The sequence below is a fragment of the Streptomyces sp. NPDC002888 genome (assembly GCF_042888465.1).
Taxonomy (GTDB): Bacteria; Actinomycetota; Actinomycetes; order Streptomycetales; family Streptomycetaceae; genus Streptomyces.
This window is the reverse complement of the sequence record NZ_JBIAPU010000011.1, coordinates 229,866-249,605: the sequence shown is the minus strand read 5'-3', so window position 1 is coordinate 249,605 and position 19,740 is coordinate 229,866. Positions and strand designations below refer to the sequence as shown.

General features: G+C 69.9%; 22 protein-coding genes and 1 pseudogene. 14 read left to right on the top strand and 9 right to left on the bottom strand.

Going from position 1 to position 19,740, the window contains the following annotated elements; all coding sequences use genetic code 11:
• Positions 1 to 71 precede the first annotated feature (71 nt).
• Positions 72 to 941, top strand: coding sequence for a helix-turn-helix transcriptional regulator (locus tag ACFYWX_RS20155; RefSeq protein WP_389425404.1), 870 nt, complete (start codon positions 72 to 74; stop codon positions 939 to 941).
• A 446-nt stretch (positions 942 to 1,387) separates the two neighbouring features.
• On the opposite strand, the gene ACFYWX_RS20150 is transcribed toward ACFYWX_RS20155, so the two are convergent.
• From ACFYWX_RS20150 to ACFYWX_RS20130, 5 genes are all read right to left on the bottom strand, one after another.
• A complete protein-coding gene (locus tag ACFYWX_RS20150; RefSeq protein WP_389425403.1) occupies positions 1,388 to 2,257 on the bottom strand; it encodes a helix-turn-helix domain-containing protein in 870 nt (289 codons plus the stop codon).
• A 182-nt stretch (positions 2,258 to 2,439) separates the two neighbouring features.
• Complete coding sequence (locus tag ACFYWX_RS20145; protein ID WP_389425402.1) at positions 2,440 to 3,138, bottom strand: type 1 glutamine amidotransferase domain-containing protein; 699 nt, start codon at positions 3,136 to 3,138, stop codon at positions 2,440 to 2,442.
• Between the two features lie 20 nt (positions 3,139 to 3,158).
• Positions 3,159 to 3,551, bottom strand: a complete 393-nt coding sequence (locus ACFYWX_RS20140) for a nuclear transport factor 2 family protein (RefSeq protein ID WP_389425401.1) — start codon at positions 3,549 to 3,551, stop codon at positions 3,159 to 3,161.
• A gap of 249 nt (positions 3,552 to 3,800) precedes the next feature.
• A complete protein-coding gene (locus ACFYWX_RS20135) occupies positions 3,801 to 4,466 on the bottom strand; it encodes a TetR/AcrR family transcriptional regulator (protein ID WP_389425400.1) in 666 nt (221 codons plus the stop codon).
• A 16-nt stretch (positions 4,467 to 4,482) separates the two neighbouring features.
• Positions 4,483 to 5,241 carry an SDR family oxidoreductase gene (locus ACFYWX_RS20130; protein ID WP_389425399.1) on the bottom strand — a complete coding sequence of 253 codons (759 nt, stop codon included), beginning with the start codon at positions 5,239 to 5,241 and terminating at the stop codon, positions 4,483 to 4,485.
• A 113-nt stretch (positions 5,242 to 5,354) separates the two neighbouring features.
• Here ACFYWX_RS20130 and ACFYWX_RS20125 point away from each other — a divergent pair, with 113 nt between their 5' ends.
• Entirely contained in the window at positions 5,355 to 6,302 is a 948-nt protein-coding gene (locus tag ACFYWX_RS20125; protein WP_389425398.1) for a zinc-binding alcohol dehydrogenase family protein, read from the top strand.
• Positions 6,303 to 6,416: 114 nt separating this feature from the next.
• Positions 6,417 to 6,794: a hypothetical protein gene (locus ACFYWX_RS20120; protein ID WP_389425397.1), complete on the top strand. Its 378-nt coding sequence runs from the start codon at positions 6,417 to 6,419 to the stop codon at positions 6,792 to 6,794.
• 127 nt (positions 6,795 to 6,921) lie between these two features.
• Here ACFYWX_RS20120 and ACFYWX_RS20115 read toward each other — a convergent pair whose 3' ends face one another.
• Positions 6,922 to 7,377, bottom strand: coding sequence for a MarR family winged helix-turn-helix transcriptional regulator (locus ACFYWX_RS20115; RefSeq protein WP_389425396.1), 456 nt, complete (start codon positions 7,375 to 7,377; stop codon positions 6,922 to 6,924).
• A gap of 72 nt (positions 7,378 to 7,449) precedes the next feature.
• Here ACFYWX_RS20115 and ACFYWX_RS20110 point away from each other — a divergent pair, with 72 nt between their 5' ends.
• Both ACFYWX_RS20110 and ACFYWX_RS20105 read left to right on the top strand, forming a co-directional pair.
• Positions 7,450 to 8,241, top strand: coding sequence for an SDR family NAD(P)-dependent oxidoreductase (locus tag ACFYWX_RS20110; protein ID WP_389425395.1), 792 nt, complete (start codon positions 7,450 to 7,452; stop codon positions 8,239 to 8,241).
• Positions 8,242 to 8,527: 286 nt separating this feature from the next.
• Positions 8,528 to 10,063, top strand: a complete 1,536-nt coding sequence (locus ACFYWX_RS20105; protein ID WP_389425394.1) for an aldehyde dehydrogenase family protein — start codon at positions 8,528 to 8,530, stop codon at positions 10,061 to 10,063.
• 511 nt (positions 10,064 to 10,574) lie between these two features.
• Here ACFYWX_RS20105 and ACFYWX_RS20100 read toward each other — a convergent pair.
• Positions 10,575 to 10,784 carry a hypothetical protein gene (locus ACFYWX_RS20100; RefSeq protein WP_389425393.1) on the bottom strand — a complete coding sequence of 70 codons (210 nt, stop codon included), beginning with the start codon at positions 10,782 to 10,784 and terminating at the stop codon, positions 10,575 to 10,577.
• A 451-nt stretch (positions 10,785 to 11,235) separates the two neighbouring features.
• On the opposite strand from ACFYWX_RS20100, the gene ACFYWX_RS20095 reads away from it, so the two are divergent.
• The 3 genes and pseudogenes from ACFYWX_RS20095 (at position 11,236) to ACFYWX_RS20085 (ending at position 12,413) form a co-directional block, all read left to right on the top strand.
• On the top strand, positions 11,236 to 11,448 hold the full coding sequence (locus ACFYWX_RS20095; RefSeq protein ID WP_389425392.1) for a hypothetical protein: 213 nt from the start codon (positions 11,236 to 11,238) through the stop codon (positions 11,446 to 11,448).
• Between the two features lie 102 nt (positions 11,449 to 11,550).
• Positions 11,551 to 11,763: pseudogene (locus ACFYWX_RS20090) on the top strand (AMP-binding protein); the annotation flags it as partial.
• A 53-nt stretch (positions 11,764 to 11,816) separates the two neighbouring features.
• A complete protein-coding gene (locus ACFYWX_RS20085) occupies positions 11,817 to 12,413 on the top strand; it encodes a hypothetical protein (protein ID WP_389425391.1) in 597 nt (198 codons plus the stop codon).
• 67 nt (positions 12,414 to 12,480) lie between these two features.
• Here the strand turns inward: ACFYWX_RS20085 and ACFYWX_RS20080 are convergent, their stop codons facing one another.
• Together ACFYWX_RS20080 and ACFYWX_RS20075 are read right to left on the bottom strand one after the other, a co-directional pair.
• Positions 12,481 to 12,852, bottom strand: a complete 372-nt coding sequence (locus tag ACFYWX_RS20080; protein WP_389425390.1) for an antibiotic biosynthesis monooxygenase family protein — start codon at positions 12,850 to 12,852, stop codon at positions 12,481 to 12,483.
• A gap of 88 nt (positions 12,853 to 12,940) precedes the next feature.
• A complete protein-coding gene (locus ACFYWX_RS20075; RefSeq protein WP_389425389.1) occupies positions 12,941 to 13,735 on the bottom strand; it encodes an alpha/beta fold hydrolase in 795 nt (264 codons plus the stop codon).
• 143 nt (positions 13,736 to 13,878) lie between these two features.
• Between ACFYWX_RS20075 and ACFYWX_RS20070 the strand changes: the two genes are divergently transcribed.
• The 6 genes from ACFYWX_RS20070 to ACFYWX_RS20045 all read left to right on the top strand — a co-directional run bounded on the left by ACFYWX_RS20070 (position 13,879) and on the right by ACFYWX_RS20045 (position 19,537).
• On the top strand, positions 13,879 to 14,478 hold the full coding sequence (locus ACFYWX_RS20070) for a TetR/AcrR family transcriptional regulator (RefSeq protein ID WP_389425388.1): 600 nt from the start codon (positions 13,879 to 13,881) through the stop codon (positions 14,476 to 14,478).
• Positions 14,479 to 14,657: 179 nt separating this feature from the next.
• Positions 14,658 to 14,903 (top strand): hypothetical protein, encoded by a 246-nt coding sequence (locus ACFYWX_RS20065; RefSeq protein WP_389425387.1) that lies wholly within the window; start codon positions 14,658 to 14,660, stop codon positions 14,901 to 14,903.
• A gap of 558 nt (positions 14,904 to 15,461) precedes the next feature.
• The gene (locus ACFYWX_RS20060) at positions 15,462 to 16,550 is read left to right on the top strand and encodes an amidohydrolase family protein (RefSeq protein ID WP_389425386.1); all 1,089 of its coding nucleotides are present in this window, start codon (positions 15,462 to 15,464) and stop codon (positions 16,548 to 16,550) included.
• A 674-nt stretch (positions 16,551 to 17,224) separates the two neighbouring features.
• The gene (locus ACFYWX_RS20055; RefSeq protein WP_389425385.1) at positions 17,225 to 17,683 is read left to right on the top strand and encodes a glycosyltransferase; all 459 of its coding nucleotides are present in this window, start codon (positions 17,225 to 17,227) and stop codon (positions 17,681 to 17,683) included.
• Positions 17,680 to 18,384 carry a response regulator gene (locus tag ACFYWX_RS20050; RefSeq protein ID WP_389425384.1) on the top strand — a complete coding sequence of 235 codons (705 nt, stop codon included), beginning with the start codon at positions 17,680 to 17,682 and terminating at the stop codon, positions 18,382 to 18,384. Before ACFYWX_RS20055 ends, ACFYWX_RS20050 begins: the two co-directional genes overlap by 4 nt.
• A 22-nt stretch (positions 18,385 to 18,406) precedes the next feature.
• Positions 18,407 to 19,537: a sensor histidine kinase gene (locus ACFYWX_RS20045; protein ID WP_389425383.1), complete on the top strand. Its 1,131-nt coding sequence runs from the start codon at positions 18,407 to 18,409 to the stop codon at positions 19,535 to 19,537.
• The last annotated feature ends 203 nt before the right edge of the window (positions 19,538 to 19,740 follow it).

Here is a 19,740-nt window from a genome sequence, read left to right as displayed (position 1 = left end):
CCTGATTGCTTCAACCCTGGGAGAAATCCTTCCCCCTCACCTTTCGATCGAATGCTGCCACACTGGCTGCTATGTACAGCAAAGCGCCTTTGGTTGAACTGGGGGAATTCCTCAAGGCGTGCCGGGCCCGACTCAGCCCGCGCACCGTGGGCCTGCCCGAGTCCGGGGCACCTCGGCGGGTGACGGGGCTGCGCCGTGAGGAGGTCGCTCAGCTGGCGGGGCTCGGCACCGACTGCTACGCGCGTCTGGAACAGGGGCGTGCCCCCGTGTCGAGGCCGGCGCTCGCGACGCTCGTCAGGGTCCTGCATCTTGACGATGCCGAGCGGGACCACGTGTTCGAGCTGGCCGCACGGGGAGACTGCGTGCCGTGCCGCCGACCGGCGCAGAAGGTCGAGCCGCAACTGAAGCGTCTTCTGGACGAGCTGTCGGCGACTCCCGCGCTGGTCCTGGGCCGGCACATGGACATCCTGGCCTGGAACTCCCTGGCGGCCGCTCTCTTCACCGACTTCCATCGGGTCCCGGAGAAAAGGCGCAACTACGCCCGGCTGCTCTTCACCGAGCCCGCCTTCCGCGACCTCTGCCTTGACTGGAGTACGGTCGCCCGGAGCTGCGTCGCGCAACTGCGCCTGCTGGCCGCCCGGTACCCCGGGGAACCCGGATTGACGGCGCTCGTCGGCGAGTTGTCGGTGGCGGACGCCGACTTCCGGCGGTGGTGGGCGGGCCGCCACCTGGCCGGCCTGCGGGTGGGCACCAAGAGGCTGCGCCACCCGGTCGTCGGCGACCTCACGCTCGACTGGGACAGCCTGACCTGCTCGGCCGACCCCACGCAGCAGTTGGTGATCCTGACCGCGGAGCATGGGACGCCGTCCCATGACGGACTACGCCTCCTTGCGTCGTGGACGGCCGATCCGTACGAGCCGGAACGGGATGTGACGGCTTGAGGTGCACTCAGAAGGTCAGGACGAGCCGGCCCCTCACGCCGCCGGCCGCCAGCAGCCGAGGGGCCTCGGCGGCCCGTTCCGCCGGCCGGAAACGTCCTCGCGAGGTGGAGGGAGATCCGGCCCTCCTCCACCTGCTGCCGGAGCCGGTCGAGCCTGGCGCGCTGACGGGCGTAGCGGAACACGGCGATCGGCTCGACGCCTTGGGTAACGAAACGGCGCGCACGGGCCAGGACGCCGGGAAACGACGTCTCGCTCGCCGGGACCCTCGAAGCCGGCAGCGTCACCACGCGGCCGCCGCCCCGGACGGCCCGAGCGGTGAGAGCGCCGAGCAGCGCCCCGTCGAGGAGCCCCTCGACGCGTCGGGAACTTCCGCGCGTACCCGGCCCGGTCCCTCACCAGGGGAAGGGTCTTCCCCCGATCCGACCGCGCTCATCTCGGGAAAGGGCTCACCCGAAGGAGCCGGACGCCGTCCGCTTCTGGTCGGCTGCCCAGGACGCCAGCAGACGCAACCCGTCGTACGAAGGGGAACCGGGCGCTGCGGTCCACACGATGATGTGCTGCTCGGGATCCGTGGCACAGGTGAGCGTGTCCCAGTCGAGCGTCAGCTCCCCGACCACCGGGTGACGAAGCTTCTTGGTGCCCTTGCCCCGCGTGGCGACGTCGTGCTCGGTCCACCACTGCCGGAACTGCGCGTCGAGGGCGGAGAGCTCCTCGACCAGATCGGTGAGGCGCTGGTCGCCGGGGTAGCGCGCACTCTCCATGCGCAGCTGGGCGATGGCCAGACGGGTGACCTCTTCCCAGTCCGCGTACAGCTCGCGCATCCAGGGTTCGGCGAACAGCAGCCGGACGAACACGCGCTCCTGCTCCGGGTAGCGCCCGAAATCGGTCCACAGGGCGGCGGCGAGCTGGTTCCAGGCCAGGATGTCGGTCCGCCGGCCGATCACGAACGCCGGAGTGGCGGTGAGATCGTCCAGCATGCGCCGTAGTTGGGTGTCCACCTGCTGGCGCTCGCCTGCCCTGGGCGTGCGCACCGTCTCCTTCGCCGCGAGCTCGAACATGTAGGTGCGCTGGTCCTCGTTGAGGCGGAGCACTTGGGCGATCTCGTTCAGCAGGGGACTCGACGCCTGGAGACGGCCCTGCTCGATCCGCGCGTAGTACTCGGTGCTGATCGCGGCCAGAAGGGCCACTTCCTCGCGGCGCAGACCGTGCACACGCCGCCGTTGGCCAGCGCGCAGCCCGACCTCCTCGGGGCTGAGCTCGGCACGGCGGGCCTTGAGGAACTCTCCCAGCTCGTTCAGGTGCGGGTTGCGGTTCATCATCTCCAGCGTCGCACAGAGGTCAGGCGTTGTGAGGGGGAAGGATTCTTCCTACGTTGCGTTCGACCAGCGTGAGAAGTTCACACGGTTTCGACCCTTCTAATCGCATACGATGAGACTCGGCGGCCAGGTCGCGCATGCTGAGCGCGACCTGGCCGCCGAGTGAGCGCACCGCTGCGGCGTCAGCTCAGTGCCTTGAGCAGCTCCTGGGCCAGCGGAACCGCCGAGCCCGGGTTCTGGCCGGTGAGCAGGGTGCGGTCGACCTCGACATGCGGGGTGAACGGCTCGGCCTCGCGGTAGTCCGCCTTGAGCTCGCCCACGAGGCGGTCCTGCAGCAGCCACTTTGCGCGGTCCGCGAGACCGTTCTGCTTCTCCTCGGCGTTGGAGAGGCCGGTCAGGCGGTAGCCGGTGAACGGGGACGTCCCGTCCGGACCGATGGTGGCCAGGATCGCCGCGGGGCCGTGGCACACCAGGGACACCGGCTTTCCCGAGGCGAGCCACTCGGTGAGTAGTTTTCCGGACTCGGTGTTGTGGGGCAGGTCCTCCATCGGGCCCCAGCCGCCCGGGTAGAAGACGGCCTCGTAGTCGTCGACGTTCACGTCCTCGATGCACAGCGGCTGGGCCAGCTCGGTCGCCTCGCGCAGTGCGGTCCGCATGCGCTGCGCGCCTTCCTCACCGCCGTTGAACTCCGGGCTGAGGCTGAGCGCGTCCGCCGTGGGCGGCACACCTGCGGGTGTGGCGGCGGCGATCTCGTACCCGGCCTCCTTGAAGACCTGGTACGGGCCGAGCGCTTCTTCGGCCCAGAAGCCGGCGGGCTGCCGGGTTCCATCGGCCAGCGTCCAGTGGTCGGACGCGGTGATCACGAAGAGGATCTTCGCCATGAGGGACTCCCGGTGCTCGGTCAGCCCTTGAGGGCTTCCTGAAGGATGTGGCTGTCGGCGGCCTGCTGCATCCGTACGGCCTTGCCGTCACGGATGGTCCATAGATGGATGAAGCGGACGTCTGCCTTGTTCCCGGTCTTCGTCTCGGCGTGGTAATGCCCGTACACGAAGACGTGTCCTTGGTCGTCCGCGTAGAACTCCTCGGGCACCGCGCCGAAGGACTCGTAGTTCGGCATCATCTCGCCGAAGAAGTCCTTCGCCGCGCTGTCCCAGCCGTGGTACACGCCGCTGTTCGGAAACCCCGGGGTGATGTCCCAGACGAGGTCAGGCGCCATGATCTCGGCGGTTGCTTCCGGGGCCATTCCGGATTCGTAGAGCCGACGGAGGAGGGCGATGTTCGGGGAGTCGGACATAGTTCTCTCCTTGCGGAGGTGCATCGGATGGAGGCCCTGAAACGGCACATGGTCACGCGGCTTCTCGAATGTCATGCTCGCCGCGTGATCAAGCATTGCATCGGAGGGGCGCGTTGTGAGGGGGAAGAAATTTTCCCCGGCATGCCATTTACCGGGGATCCGGTTGGTCCCTCGGCGAGAGAAGGGAAAAGCGCAGGGCGGCGGAGCAGAAAGCGCGTGGGCACTGCATTCATTATGGGGGCGCGGGGCTCAGCCCTCAGAGGCGTTCCACAGCTCGCTGAGTTCCGCCCAATCCGGAGCCGGGCTCTGCAACGCGGTGGGCTCATCGGTGGTCGACGTGCGCAACCCGGCGAGGATCAGGTCCAGGTATCGCAAGTGGAGCGCGGTGGCGCGCTCGTCGGTGACGGGGATCCGCGCGGTGAGGTGTTCGAGCAGCAAGGGGACGTCGGCGGAGGTGAAGTCGGCGCGCAGCACGCCTGCGCGGTGGGCGCCGTCCACCAGGTCGTCGAGGGCGGCCCGGAGCTGGGCGGCGGCGGCCACGATCTCGTCCGTGGCCGGCAGCCGGCCGCCCACCAGCGGGAGCAGCGGACCGCCCGCACCCTGGGCCGAGAGCACGTCTCGCAGGAAGCGGGCGAAGGCCGCCCAGGGGTCGGGCTCCTCGGCGAGGGCTGTGCGTACCTGGCTGGCGAGCTGTTCCATCCCCACGATGCGCATCCGCTGAGCCAGCAGTTCCTTGCTGGGGTAACGGCGGTAGAGGCTGCCCATGCCGATGCCGGCCCGGCGGGCGATCTCCGAGACGGGGGCGTCCCAGCCGAGCTCGGCGAAGACTTCGCGCGCGGCCTGCATGAGGCGGGCGTCGTTGCGGTCCGCCTCCCGTCGGCGGCCGCGCGGCCTGTCGGTCTGCGTGTCACCCATGGGCACGTATTTTCCTCTACCGTCGTGCCACGCTGTGCCCACCGTCGACGGTGAGCACCTCGCCGGTGACGAAACCGGCCTCCTCGCCGACGAGCATCGCGATCACCCGAGCCACGTCCTCCGGCTCCGCGACACGTCCCAGGGGCGTGTTCTCCGCCAGCCGCCGCTGGAACTCCTGCGGCATGCGCGCGCTGCTCTCGGTGCGGACGTAACCTGGCGCCACGACGTTGACGTTGATGCCGAGCGAACCGGCCTCGTAGGCAACGAAGCGCGCGAAGGTGTTCAGGGCGGCCTTGGCGGTGCCATGGGCGGCCATGCCCGGGGCGGGCGGCCCGTCGGCCACGGCGCTGGAGACGTACACGATGCGGCCCTGTCCCCGGGCGCCCATGAGCGTCAGCGCGTGCTGGGTGAGGGTGTAGACGGAAGCCAGTTCGTCCGTCACCTTCGTCCTGAAGTCGTCCCAGGCGAGGGTCTGCACGGAGGTGGGGGTGAACCGGGCGCCGGCGTTGCAGACCAGGACGTCCAGACGCCCGTCAGTTGTCGAACCCTCCAGCAGTTCGGCCGCTTGGGCGGGGTCGTGCACGTTGGCCTGGACGGCGAAGGCTTCGCCGCCGTCGGCCTCGATGAGCTTGACCACCTGGTCGGCTGCCTCACGGTTCGAGAAGTAGTTGACGGCCACGCGGTAGCCGCGAGCCGCCAGTTCCCGCGACGTGGCAGCGCCGATTCCCCGACTGCCGCCGGTCACCAGGGCCGTCGGCTTGGTCGTGGCGTTCATGTGTCCTCCCGAGTCGGCGTGATCCGTCGCCAGCTTATCGGAGCGGAGCGCTCCGCTCAAAAAATCACCCGCGAGGAGGAATCGACCCTTCCGGGACAGCGTTGTCCACTGCCATGAGCGAAGCAGTAGTAGCGCGTGCCTACGGTGGTCCCGAGGTGCTGTCGGTGACCGATGTCGCCGTGGCGGAGCCCGGGCCGGGTCAGGTGCGCATCGAGGTCCGCGCCGCCGGCGTCAACCCCTTCGACCACAAGATGTACAGCGGCGCCTTCGGAACCGATCCGGCGAACCTGCCGATGCGGCTCGGTGCCGAAGCGGCCGGTGTGGTGACCGCTGTCGGTGCCGACGCGACCGGCCCCGCCGGCCCGATCCAGATCGGCGACGAGGTGATCGCGTACCGAGCGCCCGGCGGGTACGCCGCCGAACTCATCGTCCCGGCGTCCTCAGTGGTGCCCAAACCCGCCGCTCTCTCCTGGGAGCAGGCCGGAGGACTGATGGTCACGGGCGTCACCGCTGTGCACGTCCTCGAAGCGATCGGCCTGCGCGAGAACGACTCGGTGCTGATCCACGGCGCCGCGGGTGGCGTCGGCCTGATGGCGGTGCAGCTGGCCGTCGAGCGCGGCGCCACGGTGCTGGGAACGGCGAGCCCGGCCAAGCACGACGTACTGCGCGACCTGGGGGCGATTCCGATCGCGTACGGGCCGGGTCTGGCGGACCGGGTGCGTGCGGCAGCGCCGCAGGGAGTCCACGCGGCTGCTGATCTGGTGGGCACCGACGAGGCGGTGGACGTCTCGGTGGAGCTGGTGGCGGACCGGTCTCGCATTGCGACCGTCGCGGCGTTCGAACGCGGGGCCCGAGCCGGTATCAAGCTCCTGGGCGGCGGGCCCGGCGCGGATCCCGGCACGGACATCCGCGCCGCCGCGCGTCTGCGGCTCACCGAAGCCGCGGCGGCCGGGCGATTGCGCGTCCTGATCGCCGCTACCCACCCGCTCCGCGAAGCCGCTGAGGCCCATCGGCAGATCATGACAGGGCACACGACGGGGAAGATCGTTCTCGTCCCGTGACCCGGCCCCCGACCGCACCGGCAACTTCGTTCGGATGACCGTGGCCGGCCGACGCACGAGTCCCGACGGTGCTGAACCCGTGCCATCACGGACGCAGTGAGAGGAGACGAGGGAGTGTCCGAACCGGAAGCGGTAGACAGCGAAGCTCTGCCTTTGATCGCGGTGGTGGGGGCCGCTTGGATCTGCGGCACGCACCTGCTTCTGGCGGCGCGGCGGGTGCCGTTCAGCGTCCGTGCCGTGGTGCACGGACCGACCGGGCGTGGACGAGATCGTCGTGCCGATGTCGACCTTGAGGCAAGGGCGGTGGGCTGGACGGAAGCACCGCTTCCGCCCGGCGCGGCCGACTCTCCCTCCCGGGCATCGGACACGCGCGCCATGTGGCAGGACTACGACCGCCACGGCCTGCGCGGCAACAGCAACGTTCTGCGGACGCTGCTCGGCCGTGACCCCGCCTCCTTCGAGCCAGTGGCCGCTGCTTTCGCCGCGGGCTGAGCGGCCGCAGTCGGGCGGAACCTCGCCGGCGGCCGGCGCACGATGCGCCGAGACCGCCGGGGAGGAGTCAGCGTGCGCCGCGCCCAGGCCCCCGACGCGCAAGCGTGTCCTTGACCGGCCGACGGGCTCAGGCGTTGCGCACTGTCTTGCTCACATGGTCGAGCAGCGTCCGCAGCTGCGCGCTCTCGTCCGGTCCGAGGCCCTCGATGATGTGGCGCTCGATGTCGGCGATCACCTGGTCGGCTGCGCGCAGCGCCTCCCGTCCGGCGCCGGTCAGGTGCAGTTCCTGCACATGCCGGTGGCGCGGATGCTCGCGCCTCTCCAGCTGCCCGCGGCCCTCCAGGCGTGCCACCAGTGAGGCGACGGCCTGGGGGGTCACGTTGAGGCGGCGGGCCAACTCGGCGCCGGCCAGCCCTGGTTCGCTGTGCACCGACATCAGCAGTGTGTAGTGCGCGGCGGCCATGCCCAGCGGGCGCAGCCGCTGTTCCTTGAGTGTCTGCACCGCCAGTTCCGCGCGGCGCAATGCCCAGGTCACCCGGTCAAGCGCGCCGAGCCCGACAGGCTCCTCGTCATCACGTATCACCCGCCAAGGATACGACACTTCATAAGCATCAAACGTTTGACACAGCCCTAGCGTTTGAGGCACGCTCGTGGCATGACTCGCACTATCGCTCTCATCACCGGCGCTTCCTCCGGCATCGGCGCCGAATACGCCCGTCTCCTGGCGGACGACCACGACCTCGTTCTGGTAGCGCGGCGCGCGGACCGGCTCGGCGACTTCGCCGGGGAGCTCCGCGCCCGGGGTGCGGCCGTCGAGGTGCTGCCCGCCGATCTCGGCACCCACGAGGGCATCGCCGCTGTCGCCGGCCGCCTCGCCGCGGGGGACGTCCGCCTGCTGGTCAGCAACGCCGGCGCCGGCGGCTACGCCTCGCTCGTCGACGTCGACCCAGCAGACATCGACCGCCTGCTCACCCTCAACGCCGTGGCCCCCGTTCAGCTGGTCCGCGCCGCGCTTCCCGGAATGCTCGCCGCCGGAGAGGGCGCGATCATCACGGTGGCCTCGCTGCTGGCTTTCAGCGGGGGCCTCACCGATCCACGCGCACCCCGACGCACTCTCTACGCGGCGGCGAAGGCAGCCACCGTCGCCTTCACCCGGACCCTCGCAGGTGAGCTCGCCGACACGCCCATCCGTACGCAGGTGCTGCTGCCCGGCGTCGTGGCCACGGAGTGGAACGAAGGCGTCGGCCGCGACATCCCCTGGGCGATGACCCCGCAGGACGTCGCCTCGGCCAGCCTTGCCGGCCTGCGCCTGGGGGAGACCGTGTGCACACCTGGTCTGGAGGACCAGGCCGCAGCCCTTGACGCCCTGCTGGCCGCGGAGTCCGCTCTGCTCACCGGCGGCAACCAGCCCACCCCCGCGGCTCGCTACCGCGGCCCGCAGGCGTAGCAGCGGGCGCCTCCTCGGCGCTGCCCCCGACCCGGCCGTTGGTCGCCTTCCGACGGCTGAGCCACGTCCGCCCGCCGAGGGCGCTTCCAGATATGCGGCTACCCGTGCCCATCTGCCAAACGTTCGGCATGGCACACGTTCTCAAATGATCTCGTCCGCGCAGTCCTTCACGTCGGCCCGCGCCGACCGCAGTCCAGCCCACTCGTGCCGAAGACCACGTCCGCCGCCTGACCTCACCCACGGGTGCGGCTCACGCGGGCGGCCGTGACAAAGCAGGGGAAGACCTATGACCGACAACATTCCGACGATCACACGTGACGGCGTCATCGGATACGACGCGACCGAGATCGTCACCATCGACCAGGCCACCGGAGCCGAGTTCGCGCGATACCCCGTGGCCGGCAAGGAAGAGGCGGTCGCGGCCGTCGCCGCCGCACGCTCGGTCACCGGCGCATGGTGGGACCTCGGCTTCGAGGGCCGTGCGGAGGGGCTGCGCGCGTGGCGGCGGCAGATAGCTTTGAGCGGTGAGGAGGGCGCCGCACTCATTCACGCCGAGAACGGCAAGCCCCTCGACGACGCCCGCGTGGAGGTGCTCGGGACTCTCGAGCACCTCCAGTACGCCGCTGACAACGCCGCGCGCGTCCTGGGGCGCCGGGAGGTCCCGGCCAGCCCCACCACGCCCAACCAGCGCGCGTGGGTCGAGTACCAGCCCTACGGCGTGGTCGGCGTCATCGGCCCGTGGAACTTCCCTCTGCTGACTCCCGCGGCCATCCTCGCCGACGCGCTCGCGGCCGGGAACGCCGTCGTCCTCAAGCCCAGCCAGATCACGCCCGGCGTCGCTGACTGGCTCATCCGAACTTGGCAGCGTGCCGTACCGGAGTTGCCGGCCGTCCTGCAGAACCTGAACGGATACGGGGCCACGGGTCAGGCGCTCATCGAGGCCGGCCTCGACAAGCTCGCGTTCACGGGCAGCGTCGCCACGGGCAGGACGGTGGCCGCCCAATGCGCTCAGACCTTGACCCCCGTTCTGCTGGAACTCGGCGGCAAGGACGGCGTCATCGTCGCCGAGGACGCCGACCTGGACGAAGCCGCCGCTCACATCGTGTGGGGCGCCATGCAGAACACCGGTCACGGTTGCATCAGTCTCGAAGTGGCCTACGTCGTCGAGTCGGTGTACGACGAGTTCGTTGAGAGGATCAGCGAGCTTGCCGGGCAGGTACGCGTCGGCAGCGACGAGGATGCGGAGATCGGGCCGGTTCCGCTGCCGAGCCAGACCTCGATCATCCGGGAACACATCCAGGACGCTCTGGAGCGCGGCGCGACAGCCACCGTCGGTGGCCTCGACGCGGTGGGTGACCGCTATGTCGCGCCCACCATCCTGGTCGGAGTGGCCCCAGGCGCCCTCGCGGCGACGGAGGAGACGTTCGGGCCGACGCTGGCGGTCATCAAGGTCGCCGACGCCGATGAGGCCGTCGCTCACATCAATTCCGGCCGGTACGGACTGGGCAGCGCAGTCTTCAGCCGCGATCGCGGCGAAGCCATCGCCCGTCGCCTCCGCGTGGGAATGACCAGCATCAACGATGCACTGGTGTTCTCCATGAACCCCGCGGTGCCTTTCGGCGGTCGCGGCGACAGCGGTTACGGGCGTAAGCAGGGCGAGGAGGGACTGCGGGAGTTCGCCTACGCTCACTCCTTCACCGCCAAGACCGGCCCCGCCCAGTTCTCTGCCTCGACTTTCGGCAGGCCCGCGGGTGCCATCGCGGGAGCCCTCGCCGGCGTCCGTAACAGGATCCTGGCCGAGAGCGGCGAGAAGTCGGACTGATTCAACTCACGGGCGCCGACGGAAGTTTCCGGGCCGAGCCCGGCCCGCCATACGTCCCCTCACGAGGCAGACCATCGACCCGCCAGGCACCCGGGTTCGAGACGCTGCACCGCCTTGGACCCGGGTCCCGGACACCGCGCCGATGTCGGGGTGCATGGGCGAGCTGCTGCTCGTCTCCTGCGTCGGGCGGTCGCTGCGTACCGAGCTGAGGATTCGCTTCAGGGTGCGCCGGAGCGGACATCACTTCTTCGGGCGGTTCCCGAACGGCTTGGAGTTCGCCGCCTGCCCCGTTCAAGCGTTTCGCCGGGTGCGGGTGCGGGTGCGGGTGCGGGTGCGGGCGGTGAGCGATGGAAAGCCGCCGGGCGTGCGGCCGCCTGGCGATGGTACGGGGCGCCGAACGGGACACCGGAGGATGCCGGGCCCAAGGCGGCGCCGGCTCCTCTCAGGCGGGACCCCGCTACTTCCCCTGAACCTCGACGCCTGACCCCCTTCGGTCCGGGCGTGGGTCTGCTCACCCGCGGGTCAGGCCCAACTCGCCCGCGCGCACCCCGGCCTGGACGCGTGAGTCCGCGCCCAGGGCGACGAGGAGTTCGGCGACTCTGCGGCGGTAGGTGCGCAGCGACATGCCCAGTTCGCGTGAGGCTGTCACGTCGGTCATTCCGGAGCCCAGTGCGTACAGCACCTCGCGGGCTTGCGCCTCGATCCGGGGACGGGTCGGCATCGGAGAAGGCCGCCAGGTCGGTGGCCGTCTCGCAAGCGGCTTCGAACAGTGCGTACGCCCGCGCCCGCCGACCGCGCCGATCGGATTTACCCGCGAACACCTGATGCACTCCCGCCTGCTCATCCTGGCTGACAAGCGCTGCATCACCACCGAACTCGACCACATCCAGCAGGAACCGCTCGTGGGTCTCCCGCACGGCAGACGAGTCTGCGAGGACCTCCACGTCGATCGGCACACCGACGGCCTCGTAGCCGCTGTAGCGGTATCCGAGCTGGACGCCCGTGCAGCGGAACTCCCGCCTTTCCTCGGCAAAGGATCTTGAGGGACTCCTCGCCGTACCTCGTCGACCAGTCCCACGATCCAGTTCAGAAAGGTGTTGTGGGCCTCGCGGACTGCCTCCGAATGGGGAAGCCGGTCGTGCATGGCCTGGTGCGGCGGCCAGGAATAGCGCATGGCGAACGTGCCCAACGACCGGAACAAACCGGCCCACGAGATGATCCGGTTCCTGATGGAGTCCGTCGATCACGCCCCTGACATCGATGCCGCGCTCGTCCGCGATGTCGCGGTCGCCGGGGCGCTTGTTGCAGGCGGGCCGCTGAGACACCCCTGTCTCCGCCTGAGAACCCCGCATTCGGAACTACTCGTCCAGCGCTGCCGGGCCTGAAGAGCCGAACTCGCGGCCGAGACCGGTCGGTGTGCGGGAACCTCGGGGCGGCCGGCGAGATGCCGGGAAGTCGGTGCACCACTGCCCCTCGCGCTGCCGCTGATGGCCGCCGAGGGCGTGACGGCCACCGCCGCCGTACCGCCCGTCGTCCAGCGCTGGATCGACGCGGTGGCCTCCGGCCGCCACCCCGCCCCGCCCGCACTACGGCTGTTGCAAGTGGGTGGCGTCCGCCTCGCGCCGGAGGTTGCCCGCCGCGCCTTCGTGCTCGGCGGCACGCTCCAGCAGGTGTTCGGCATGGCAGAGGGACTGTTGAAACGCACGCGCCCTGACGCCCCCGACGAGATCAAGATCGGACGCAGGGGCGCCCCATGTGCCCGGACGACGAGATCCTCGTCGTCGACGCCTCCGACGAACCGGTCCCGCCCGGCGCGATGGGGGCCCTGCTCACCCGCGGCCCGTACACCCCACGCGGCTACTACCGGGCCGCCGAGCACAACGCACGCGCGTTCACCCCCGACGGCTGGTACCGCACCGGTGACGTCGTACGGCTGCACCCGTCGGGCAACCTCGTCGTCGAAGGACGAGACAAGGACCTCATCAACCGGGGCGGCGAGAAGATCTCCGCCGAGGAGGTCGAGAACCTCATCTACCGCCTGCCCGGTGTCGCCCGCGTCGCAGCCGTCGTGAAGGCCGACCCCGACCTGGGGGAGCGGGTGTGCGCGGTCGTGGTCGTCGAGCCGGGGACCCACTTGGGAAAACAGCGCCACGTACCGCCATCGCCGTCGACCCGTCCCGACCGTCGGACCAGCAGCGGGACGTGCCCCGTCCTGGTGCCCGGCGACATGCGTCCTCGCGTACGTCCTGCCGCTGAGTCCTTCTCTGTGCGGGCCACGCCGAGTACTTCGAGCACCGGCCGGTCGGTCAGAGGAAACAGATCGGCGTCATCGGCGCGAGCCCGTGGCTGACCAGGGACTACACGTCGCCACACGTCGTGCGCGTGGCGAACGGCAGCCCGGAATCGGGTAGCGGTCGTCATTCCCCTTCGCAAATGCCCTCGACAGCGAACTTCTGGTACAGGTGCGGGTAGGCGACGGTGCCGGCAGGGTAGCCCTCCAGATGCGAGGCGAACTCCGGCGTGCCGAGTGCTGCACGGAGGTGCTCGGTGGATTTCCAGACTGCCACGTTGGTGAAAAGCCGGCTGCCGCCGATGCCCCGGTACAGCTGCACCGACAGGAGGCTCCCCGACTTCTTCATGTACTCCGCGTCGTCCGTCCAGGCGGCCACCACCTCATCCTCCTTGCCCTCCGGGGCGACAAAGGTGTTGATGATGGTGACCGGGCCGGCCTCCTCCTTCTGCTGGTCGTGGAAATGGGTGGACTCGTCGAGGTGGCCGAACTTGAGCATGATTCCTCCATGAACTCGCGTGTGGTTGTGATCAAGGGGCGGTCCGGGTGAGGGGCCAGGCCCCTGTGGCACCGCCCGTGGTGTGCGTTCAGGCGTTGTGCTTGTCGAGGAAGTCGGTGATGAGCTGCAGCCACTCGTCGGTCCGCTCCAGCATCGGGAGGTGGCCGGTGGCGATTTCGGCGAGTTGGGCGCCGGGGATGGTCTCGGCGAGCTGGCGGTGCAGGGCGGTGGAGGTGAGCCGGTCGTCGGTGGTCGAGACGACCAGGGTGGGGACCGTGATGCCGGCGAGGTCGTCCCGGACGTCGACCTGGCCGACGAGGTCGGTCTGCTCGGAGCTGCCGTCGGCGACGGAGGCGGCGGTGTAGCCGAGGGTCTGCTGCAGTTGCTCGGCCGGCATCGACTCCAGTGCCTGGGTGCCGAGGGCCATCATGAGCAGGAATTCGGCGAGCAGTTCGCGGTCGCCGGACGCGGCGATCTTGCTCTGGATCGACGAGGCAAGGGCGAGCCGGTTGTCGCGGTGCGGGAAGGCGGCGGTCAGGACGAGTGCGGTGACGCGCTCGGGGTGGCGGGCGGCGGCTCGGATGGCGACCGGGCCACCGAGGGAGTAGCCGGACACGGCGAAGCGGTCGAGGCCCTCTGCATCGGCGGCGGCGACGAGCTGGTCGGCGAGGTCGTCGACGGACAGCGGGGTGGTGGAGCGGGGGGTGTCGCCGCTACCGGGGTAGTCGATGCCGACGACGGTGTGGCGGGCGGCGAGGGCTTCCAGGATGGGGCCGTAGGTGCCGGCCAGGCTGCTGCCGGCGCCGTGGGCGAGGAGCAGGCCGGGGCCGGAGCCGAGGCGAGTGCGAGCGAACGTGGGTGCGATCAGGTTGCGAGGTGACATGGCCGTCTGCCTTTCGAATGCGCCGACACGCGAGAATCATCCAGTGCGTGTGATTACTTCTCCAGGTCTATCACACGGAGCGTATGATTAGTGCCTGTGACGTCAATCACACGCTCCGTATGATGTGCCGGTAGGGTGGCGGCATGAAGCAGCCCCTCCACCGCCGTCAGCCGACCCCGGGCAACCCGCGCGTGCAGCGCACTCGCAATCGCGTGCTGGCCGTCGCGCGGGAACTGCTGCCTCAGGTCGGACCGGCCGGGCTGACCTACGCCTTGCTGGCCGAGCGGTCAGACGTCACCCGCCAGACCCTCTACCGGCACTGGCCCACTCGAGCCGCGCTGCTCTTCGACCTCGTTCTCGAAGGCCCCGACCTCGGCACCTACCCCGAACCTGGCAGTGACGTGGGCGCCGTGGCCACCGCCTGGCTGAAGAGCCTGCGCGCCGGCGTCAGCGTGCCCGCCGTGCGAACCGCGGCCCTCGCCGTCGCCGCCCAGGCTGACCACGATGCCGACAGTGCCCGGGCACTCGTCCGCATCAGCGAAGACCGCTACGCCGGCTTCAACAGGCTGCTGGAGCCTTCGGGCGTCCAGATCAGCGACGACGAGTTCACCCTGCTGTACGGGCCCGTCCTCGCCCGGCTCTTCCTCGACCGCGGCCAGGTCACTGACGCCTTCATCGACGCCGTCGTGGCCCAGTGGCTCACCATGCTGCAGCCCGCCGACGCACCGCAGGACTCCCAGTAGCAGTCACCGAAAGCTCCTGACAGGGGGGAACAACCGCGTTCGGGCAGCGGAACCGGACTCATTTCAGCCTGTCATCGCCGCCCCTGCCGAGTGGGCCTCGCCGCCCGCTGCTGGGCACTGGTGCACACCCAGCATGGCCGCCGGGCAGCTGCCCGTGTCCGCATGTGGAGGGCCGTCAGGTGATCCCGGACGTGTTCGTCGCCCCTTGGTTGGCCGAGCCGGTGTGGTCGACCACCGACCTGAGCGAGGCCCTGCACCGGTACGAAGTTCTCGAGGGCATGGGCGTCAGTCCGGCGATCGGCTTCATGGAGGCTTCATGTGCTGAGTGCTACGTGCTTTATGAGGCGGCTGTTGTCTATCGGTCATGCACGTACTCCTCGTCCCGCCGCTGGGCAACGTTGACCACCCTGCTGTGCGGCACCTGACATCGGCGGGTCGGCACCGCGCTGTCCGGTTCCGTTGCAACCGGCGCGTTCCTTGGTCTGGGGTCGGCCAGGCGTGTGGGGCCCGCTGGAAGAGCTCGGCGATGACGCGCTGCATGAAGGAACCGCCGGCCTGTTCACCTGGGTGGGGGCAGCGGCGGCGTTGCTCGCGGGTCCGTTCCACTAGCCGACCGTCGGCCCACGCGGCTACGTCGGCGCCATGGGTTTCCCACGCCTGAGTGCCGGACCGACCTGTAGGCGGCAACCGGCCCGGCCGAGGAGCGATTTGGCCGCTTGCGCTCCCCGATCGGCCTGGACCGCGCGCACGCCCGCCCGAGGAGAGAGCGGTCTCCACCACGGTGGGGACCATCGCCCTTCTGCGCACGCCCTGTCGGCCTGGCGACGGAGCCGTGTCGCACGCACACACGACCTGACTCGCACACAGAATGAAGAGGGGAACCGGAAATGAACCTGCGACGGAACATCTCGCGTCGAAGGATGATCGAAGGGGCATCGGCCGCGGCGCTTGTCACGTCGGCTGCGGCCACGGTGCCTGCTGCCATGGCCAGTCCGGAGGCGGCAGCGTCCGGGCCGGGGCTCCCGAAGGGCAACTGGCGTATTGACACCCACGCGCACTACTCCCCCGACGTGTACAACGACTACCTGAAGCGTTATGGCCTCCTCGGCGCCATTACCGGGGCGTATGGTCCCTGGTCGGTAGATCGGCACCTGGCCTTCATGGACCAGTACCGGATCCAGGCCAGCGTCCTGTCGTTCGGCGACCTCCAGGTCACCGTCGGCCCGCTCGACGACCGGCGCGCCACGGCCCGCGCGGTCAACGACTGGGCCCGTGACCTCGTGCAGACCCGTGGTGACCGGTTCGGGATCTTCGCGGTCACTCCGATGCCCGACATCGAGGGCTCGGTGGCCGAGGTGGACCGCGCGCTCGGCGAACTGGATCTCGACGGCATCTGCCTGCTCACCAACTACAAAGGCACCTACCTGGGGGATCCCTCCTTCGCGCCTCTGTACGAGATCCTCAATGACCGTGGTGCCTACGTCTACGTCCACCCGACGGGTCCGGAGGTGAACCCGGCTCCGAAGCTCTGCTTCGGCCCCGACATCCCGGCCGGGAACAACGTCTTCGAGTACACCTTCGACGCGACCCGTGCGATGACGAGCCTGATCTACAACGGTGTCCTGCGGGACTACCCGAACATCCGCTGGCACTTCACGCACTGCGGAGGGGCACTGCCGTTCCTGGCCTACCGGCTCGCGACCCGGCACTCGGCCTTCCCGCCGTTCAACGAGGTGCTGCCGGAAGGCCCCCTCAAGTACATCAAGCGGCTGTACTTCGACGACGCGCAGGCGTTCACCGCCGCGCAGTTGCAGCCGCTGTCGTCGCTTGTGCCCGACAGCCACATCATGTTCGGCAGCGACTGGCCGGCGACCCGCCACCTCTACGCGGCCGACAACGTCGAGACGATGCCCTTCCTCAAGGGCAGCCTGCCAAATCTCAAGGCAGGCGACCCCGAACCGACCGTCGACGAGGTCTACAACCGGCGCCGGCGGATCGCTCTCGAGCGGACCAACGCCCTCGAGCAGTTCCCGAAGCTGCGGGCGCGTATACGCCGCGCCGGCTCGCGCTGAGCCGCGACCGCACGCCAAGCCCGCCGCCCGCTGCCCCGCCGAGGGACGCGGACGGTGCTCAGTGCAAAGGCCGGCGCTGGCTGATGGGGAGGCCATCGAGGGAGATCGACGTCGTCTGGCCGGGCGAGCGCGACACGCAGGATGGGGAAGCCGGTGCCTGATCTGCCCGGCGGGGAGGCCGGTGCCGGCACCGGCGTGGAGAAGGGGATCACGGTGCACCGCCTGGCACCGCGTTCCATCCCGGCTTCCGCGTCTGCCGGAGGAGATCGGCTCCGACGTCGCGTGCATCCCGTCCCAGTCCGCCGTCTGCCGGAGCCTGGCGGCCGCCCCGCGCCGACGAGGGACACCGGTGGTGGCCACGAACCACTTCATGCCGGAGAACCTCCTGGGCTGCGACTCGACTCGCGAGCGTGGCCTCCCGGTTGGCCTGGCGGGACCTGGGGCGCGTGGCTCGCCGTGCCCGCGGGGTCACCGCGCTCTCCAAGGGTGGTCCAACTGCTGAACGCAACGGTCTGGCTTCCCCCGCCCGCGCCGCCTTCCTGTGGGCTTGCCCTGGAACGCTTCCCGGAGACGGCCAGGAACCATGACAAGACGCGCGCCTGCGTCCTGTTGGTGGGCCGACTCGGCGAGGAGAAGGACGCCCACGAACTGCTGCACACAGTGGCGGTCCTGCCTTGGAGCATCTGGCGAACGAGTTCGGGAGCCGGGACCGCGTCAACTTCCACGGCGTCGCCAGCGACCAAGAGGTCCTGGACTTCTGTGCCCGCCGCGACATCTTCTGCATGCTCGGCGCCGCGGAGCCGCAGAGCCTGGTCACCTTGGAGGCCATGGCCGCGGGCAAGCCCGTCGTCGAGGCCGACGCGACGGCGCCGCTGCGCCTCGTCCACCCGACCGCCACGGCTACCTCTTCCTGCCCGGTGTCGTGGGCGCCCTTGCTGACCCTCAGCTGCTCGGCGACCCGGCGGCGCGGCGCTCGTTGGGCGCGGCCGGTCTACAGAGCGTCGCCGGCAACGACAGACACCGTACGCTGGCGGCACTCGAGGCCCTCTGCCTCCATGCCGCCGGTGCCCCGCGGCCATGACGGCCTTCCTCCACCCCCTTCTTATCTCGGCGATGGAAAGCGAGCACGATGAGTACGCAGCGCGTTCTGGTCGTCGATGACGAGCCCAAGATCCGCATGACCGTGCGCGGCTACCTGGAGGCGGACGGGTTCGACGTCGTCGAAGCCGCGGACGGACGGTCCGCTCTGCAGGCGGTCACCCGCGACCGGCCGGACCTTGTGGTGCTCGACGTGATGCTTCCGGGCCTGGACGGATTCCAGGTCCTGCGCCGCATCCGGGAGGCGAGCCAGATTCCGGTGATCATGCTCACCGCCCGGGACGAGGAGGTCGACCGGTTGATCGGCTTCACCACCGGCAGTGACGACTACGTCACCAAGCCGTTCAGCCCCCGCGAACTGGCACTACGGGTGCGCGCCATCCTACGGCGCACCGACAGCCGGTCCGGGGCGGACCACGAGGACGGCGTGCTGCGCTTCGACGGACTGGCTGTCGATCGCGTGACGCGGACCGTGCTGGTCGATGCCGACCGAACGGTGGAGCTGTCCGCTCTCGACTTCGATCTGTTGTTCGCGATGGCCCGTGTCCCCGGCCGGGTCTTCACCCGGCGCGGCCTGCTGGCCCAAGTGTGGGGCGATGACTTCTTCGGCGACGAGCGCGTCGTGGACGTGCACATCCGTACTCTGCGGCGCGCGCTGGGCGACGACGCGGGCGCACCCCGGTTCGTGGGAACCGTCCGCACCATCGGCTACCGGTTCATCGGGCGCCCCGCCTAGCGGCCAGGAAGGACACCCACCCATGCCTGCCCCCCGCTTTCCGGCCTACCACCGGTCTCGTGGGCGGCTGCGCCGAATCAAGGAACGTCTGTCGCTCCGCAACCGGCTGGTGTTCTCGCACGTCATGGTGCTCCTCCTGGCACTGACGGCCATGGCGGCGATCAGCGCGCTGATCGAGGTGTGGCTCGGTTTCAACGACGTCGAAGGCGACGTTGTCCTGCAGGTCGGCCTTTTGTTCGGAGGGGCCGCGGCATTCCCGGCGTCCGTCGCCCTGTCCCGGTTTCTGCTGCGTCCGCTCGACAGGGTGCGCGCCGCCACGCGCCGGCTCGCCGAAGGACACTACGACGACGTCCTCGAACTTCCCAGCGAGCCGGGCCTGGCAGCGCTGGTCCAGGACGTCAACACACTGGCGGCTGCCCTCGCCGACACCGAGCGCCGCCGCGCCCGGCTGATCTCCGAGGTCGCCCACGAGATGCGCACCCCCATCACCATCCTTCGCGGCCAGATAGAGGGCATCGCCGACGGCATCTTCACCCCCGATGAGGCGATGTTCGCCTCCCTCGCCGACGACCTCGACCGGCTGCAGCGCCTGGCCGGTGACCTCTCCAGCCTGTCCCGGTCGGAGGAGGGCGCCTTCGATCTTCGCCGCAAGCCCACCGACGTAGCCATGCTGGCTCGGAGCACAGCCGAGCGACTGCGCCCCCAGTACGACGACCAGATGGTGACCCTGGTCGTTGACGCAGGCACACCCGTCGCCGCTCTCTGCGACCCGGACCGGATCACCCAGGTCCTGGTGAACCTGCTAGGCAACGCACTGGCCGCATGCGACCGGCACGGACATGTGGCGTTGTCCGTGCACGCTGAACCGTCTCCCGCGCACCACGTGATCGTCCGCGTCATGGACGACGGCATCGGCATCGCCGAACACGACCGGGAGCGCATCTTCCACCGCTTCGAACGCCTTGAGCATCCCGGGCGACCCGCTGCCGCCGGCGGCAGCGGCATCGGCCTGACCATCGCTCGGGGCATCGCCCGAGCCCACGGCGGAGACATCACCGCGGAATCCGCCGGCCTGGGCAAGGGAGCGACGATCACCTTGCACCTACCGCAGGATCACGTTCCCCGGGGCGGCCTGCCTCCGGTCTCCCCCTGACCCGTCGACCCCGCAGCGGTTGTGACGAGCACGTCGCGGTCGCGAAGGACGCCGCGCAGTGCGCTCAGTGCGCCCCTCGCCGACTCCGGAGTCGGCGAGGGGCGCGTGCGGCGGCGGGCCGCCTTTGCCGCGGCGCGTGACACGGCCGGCGTGTCGCAGGACCCGGCCGGCGACGCTCGGATCGCATCGGCGATCGGGCCATG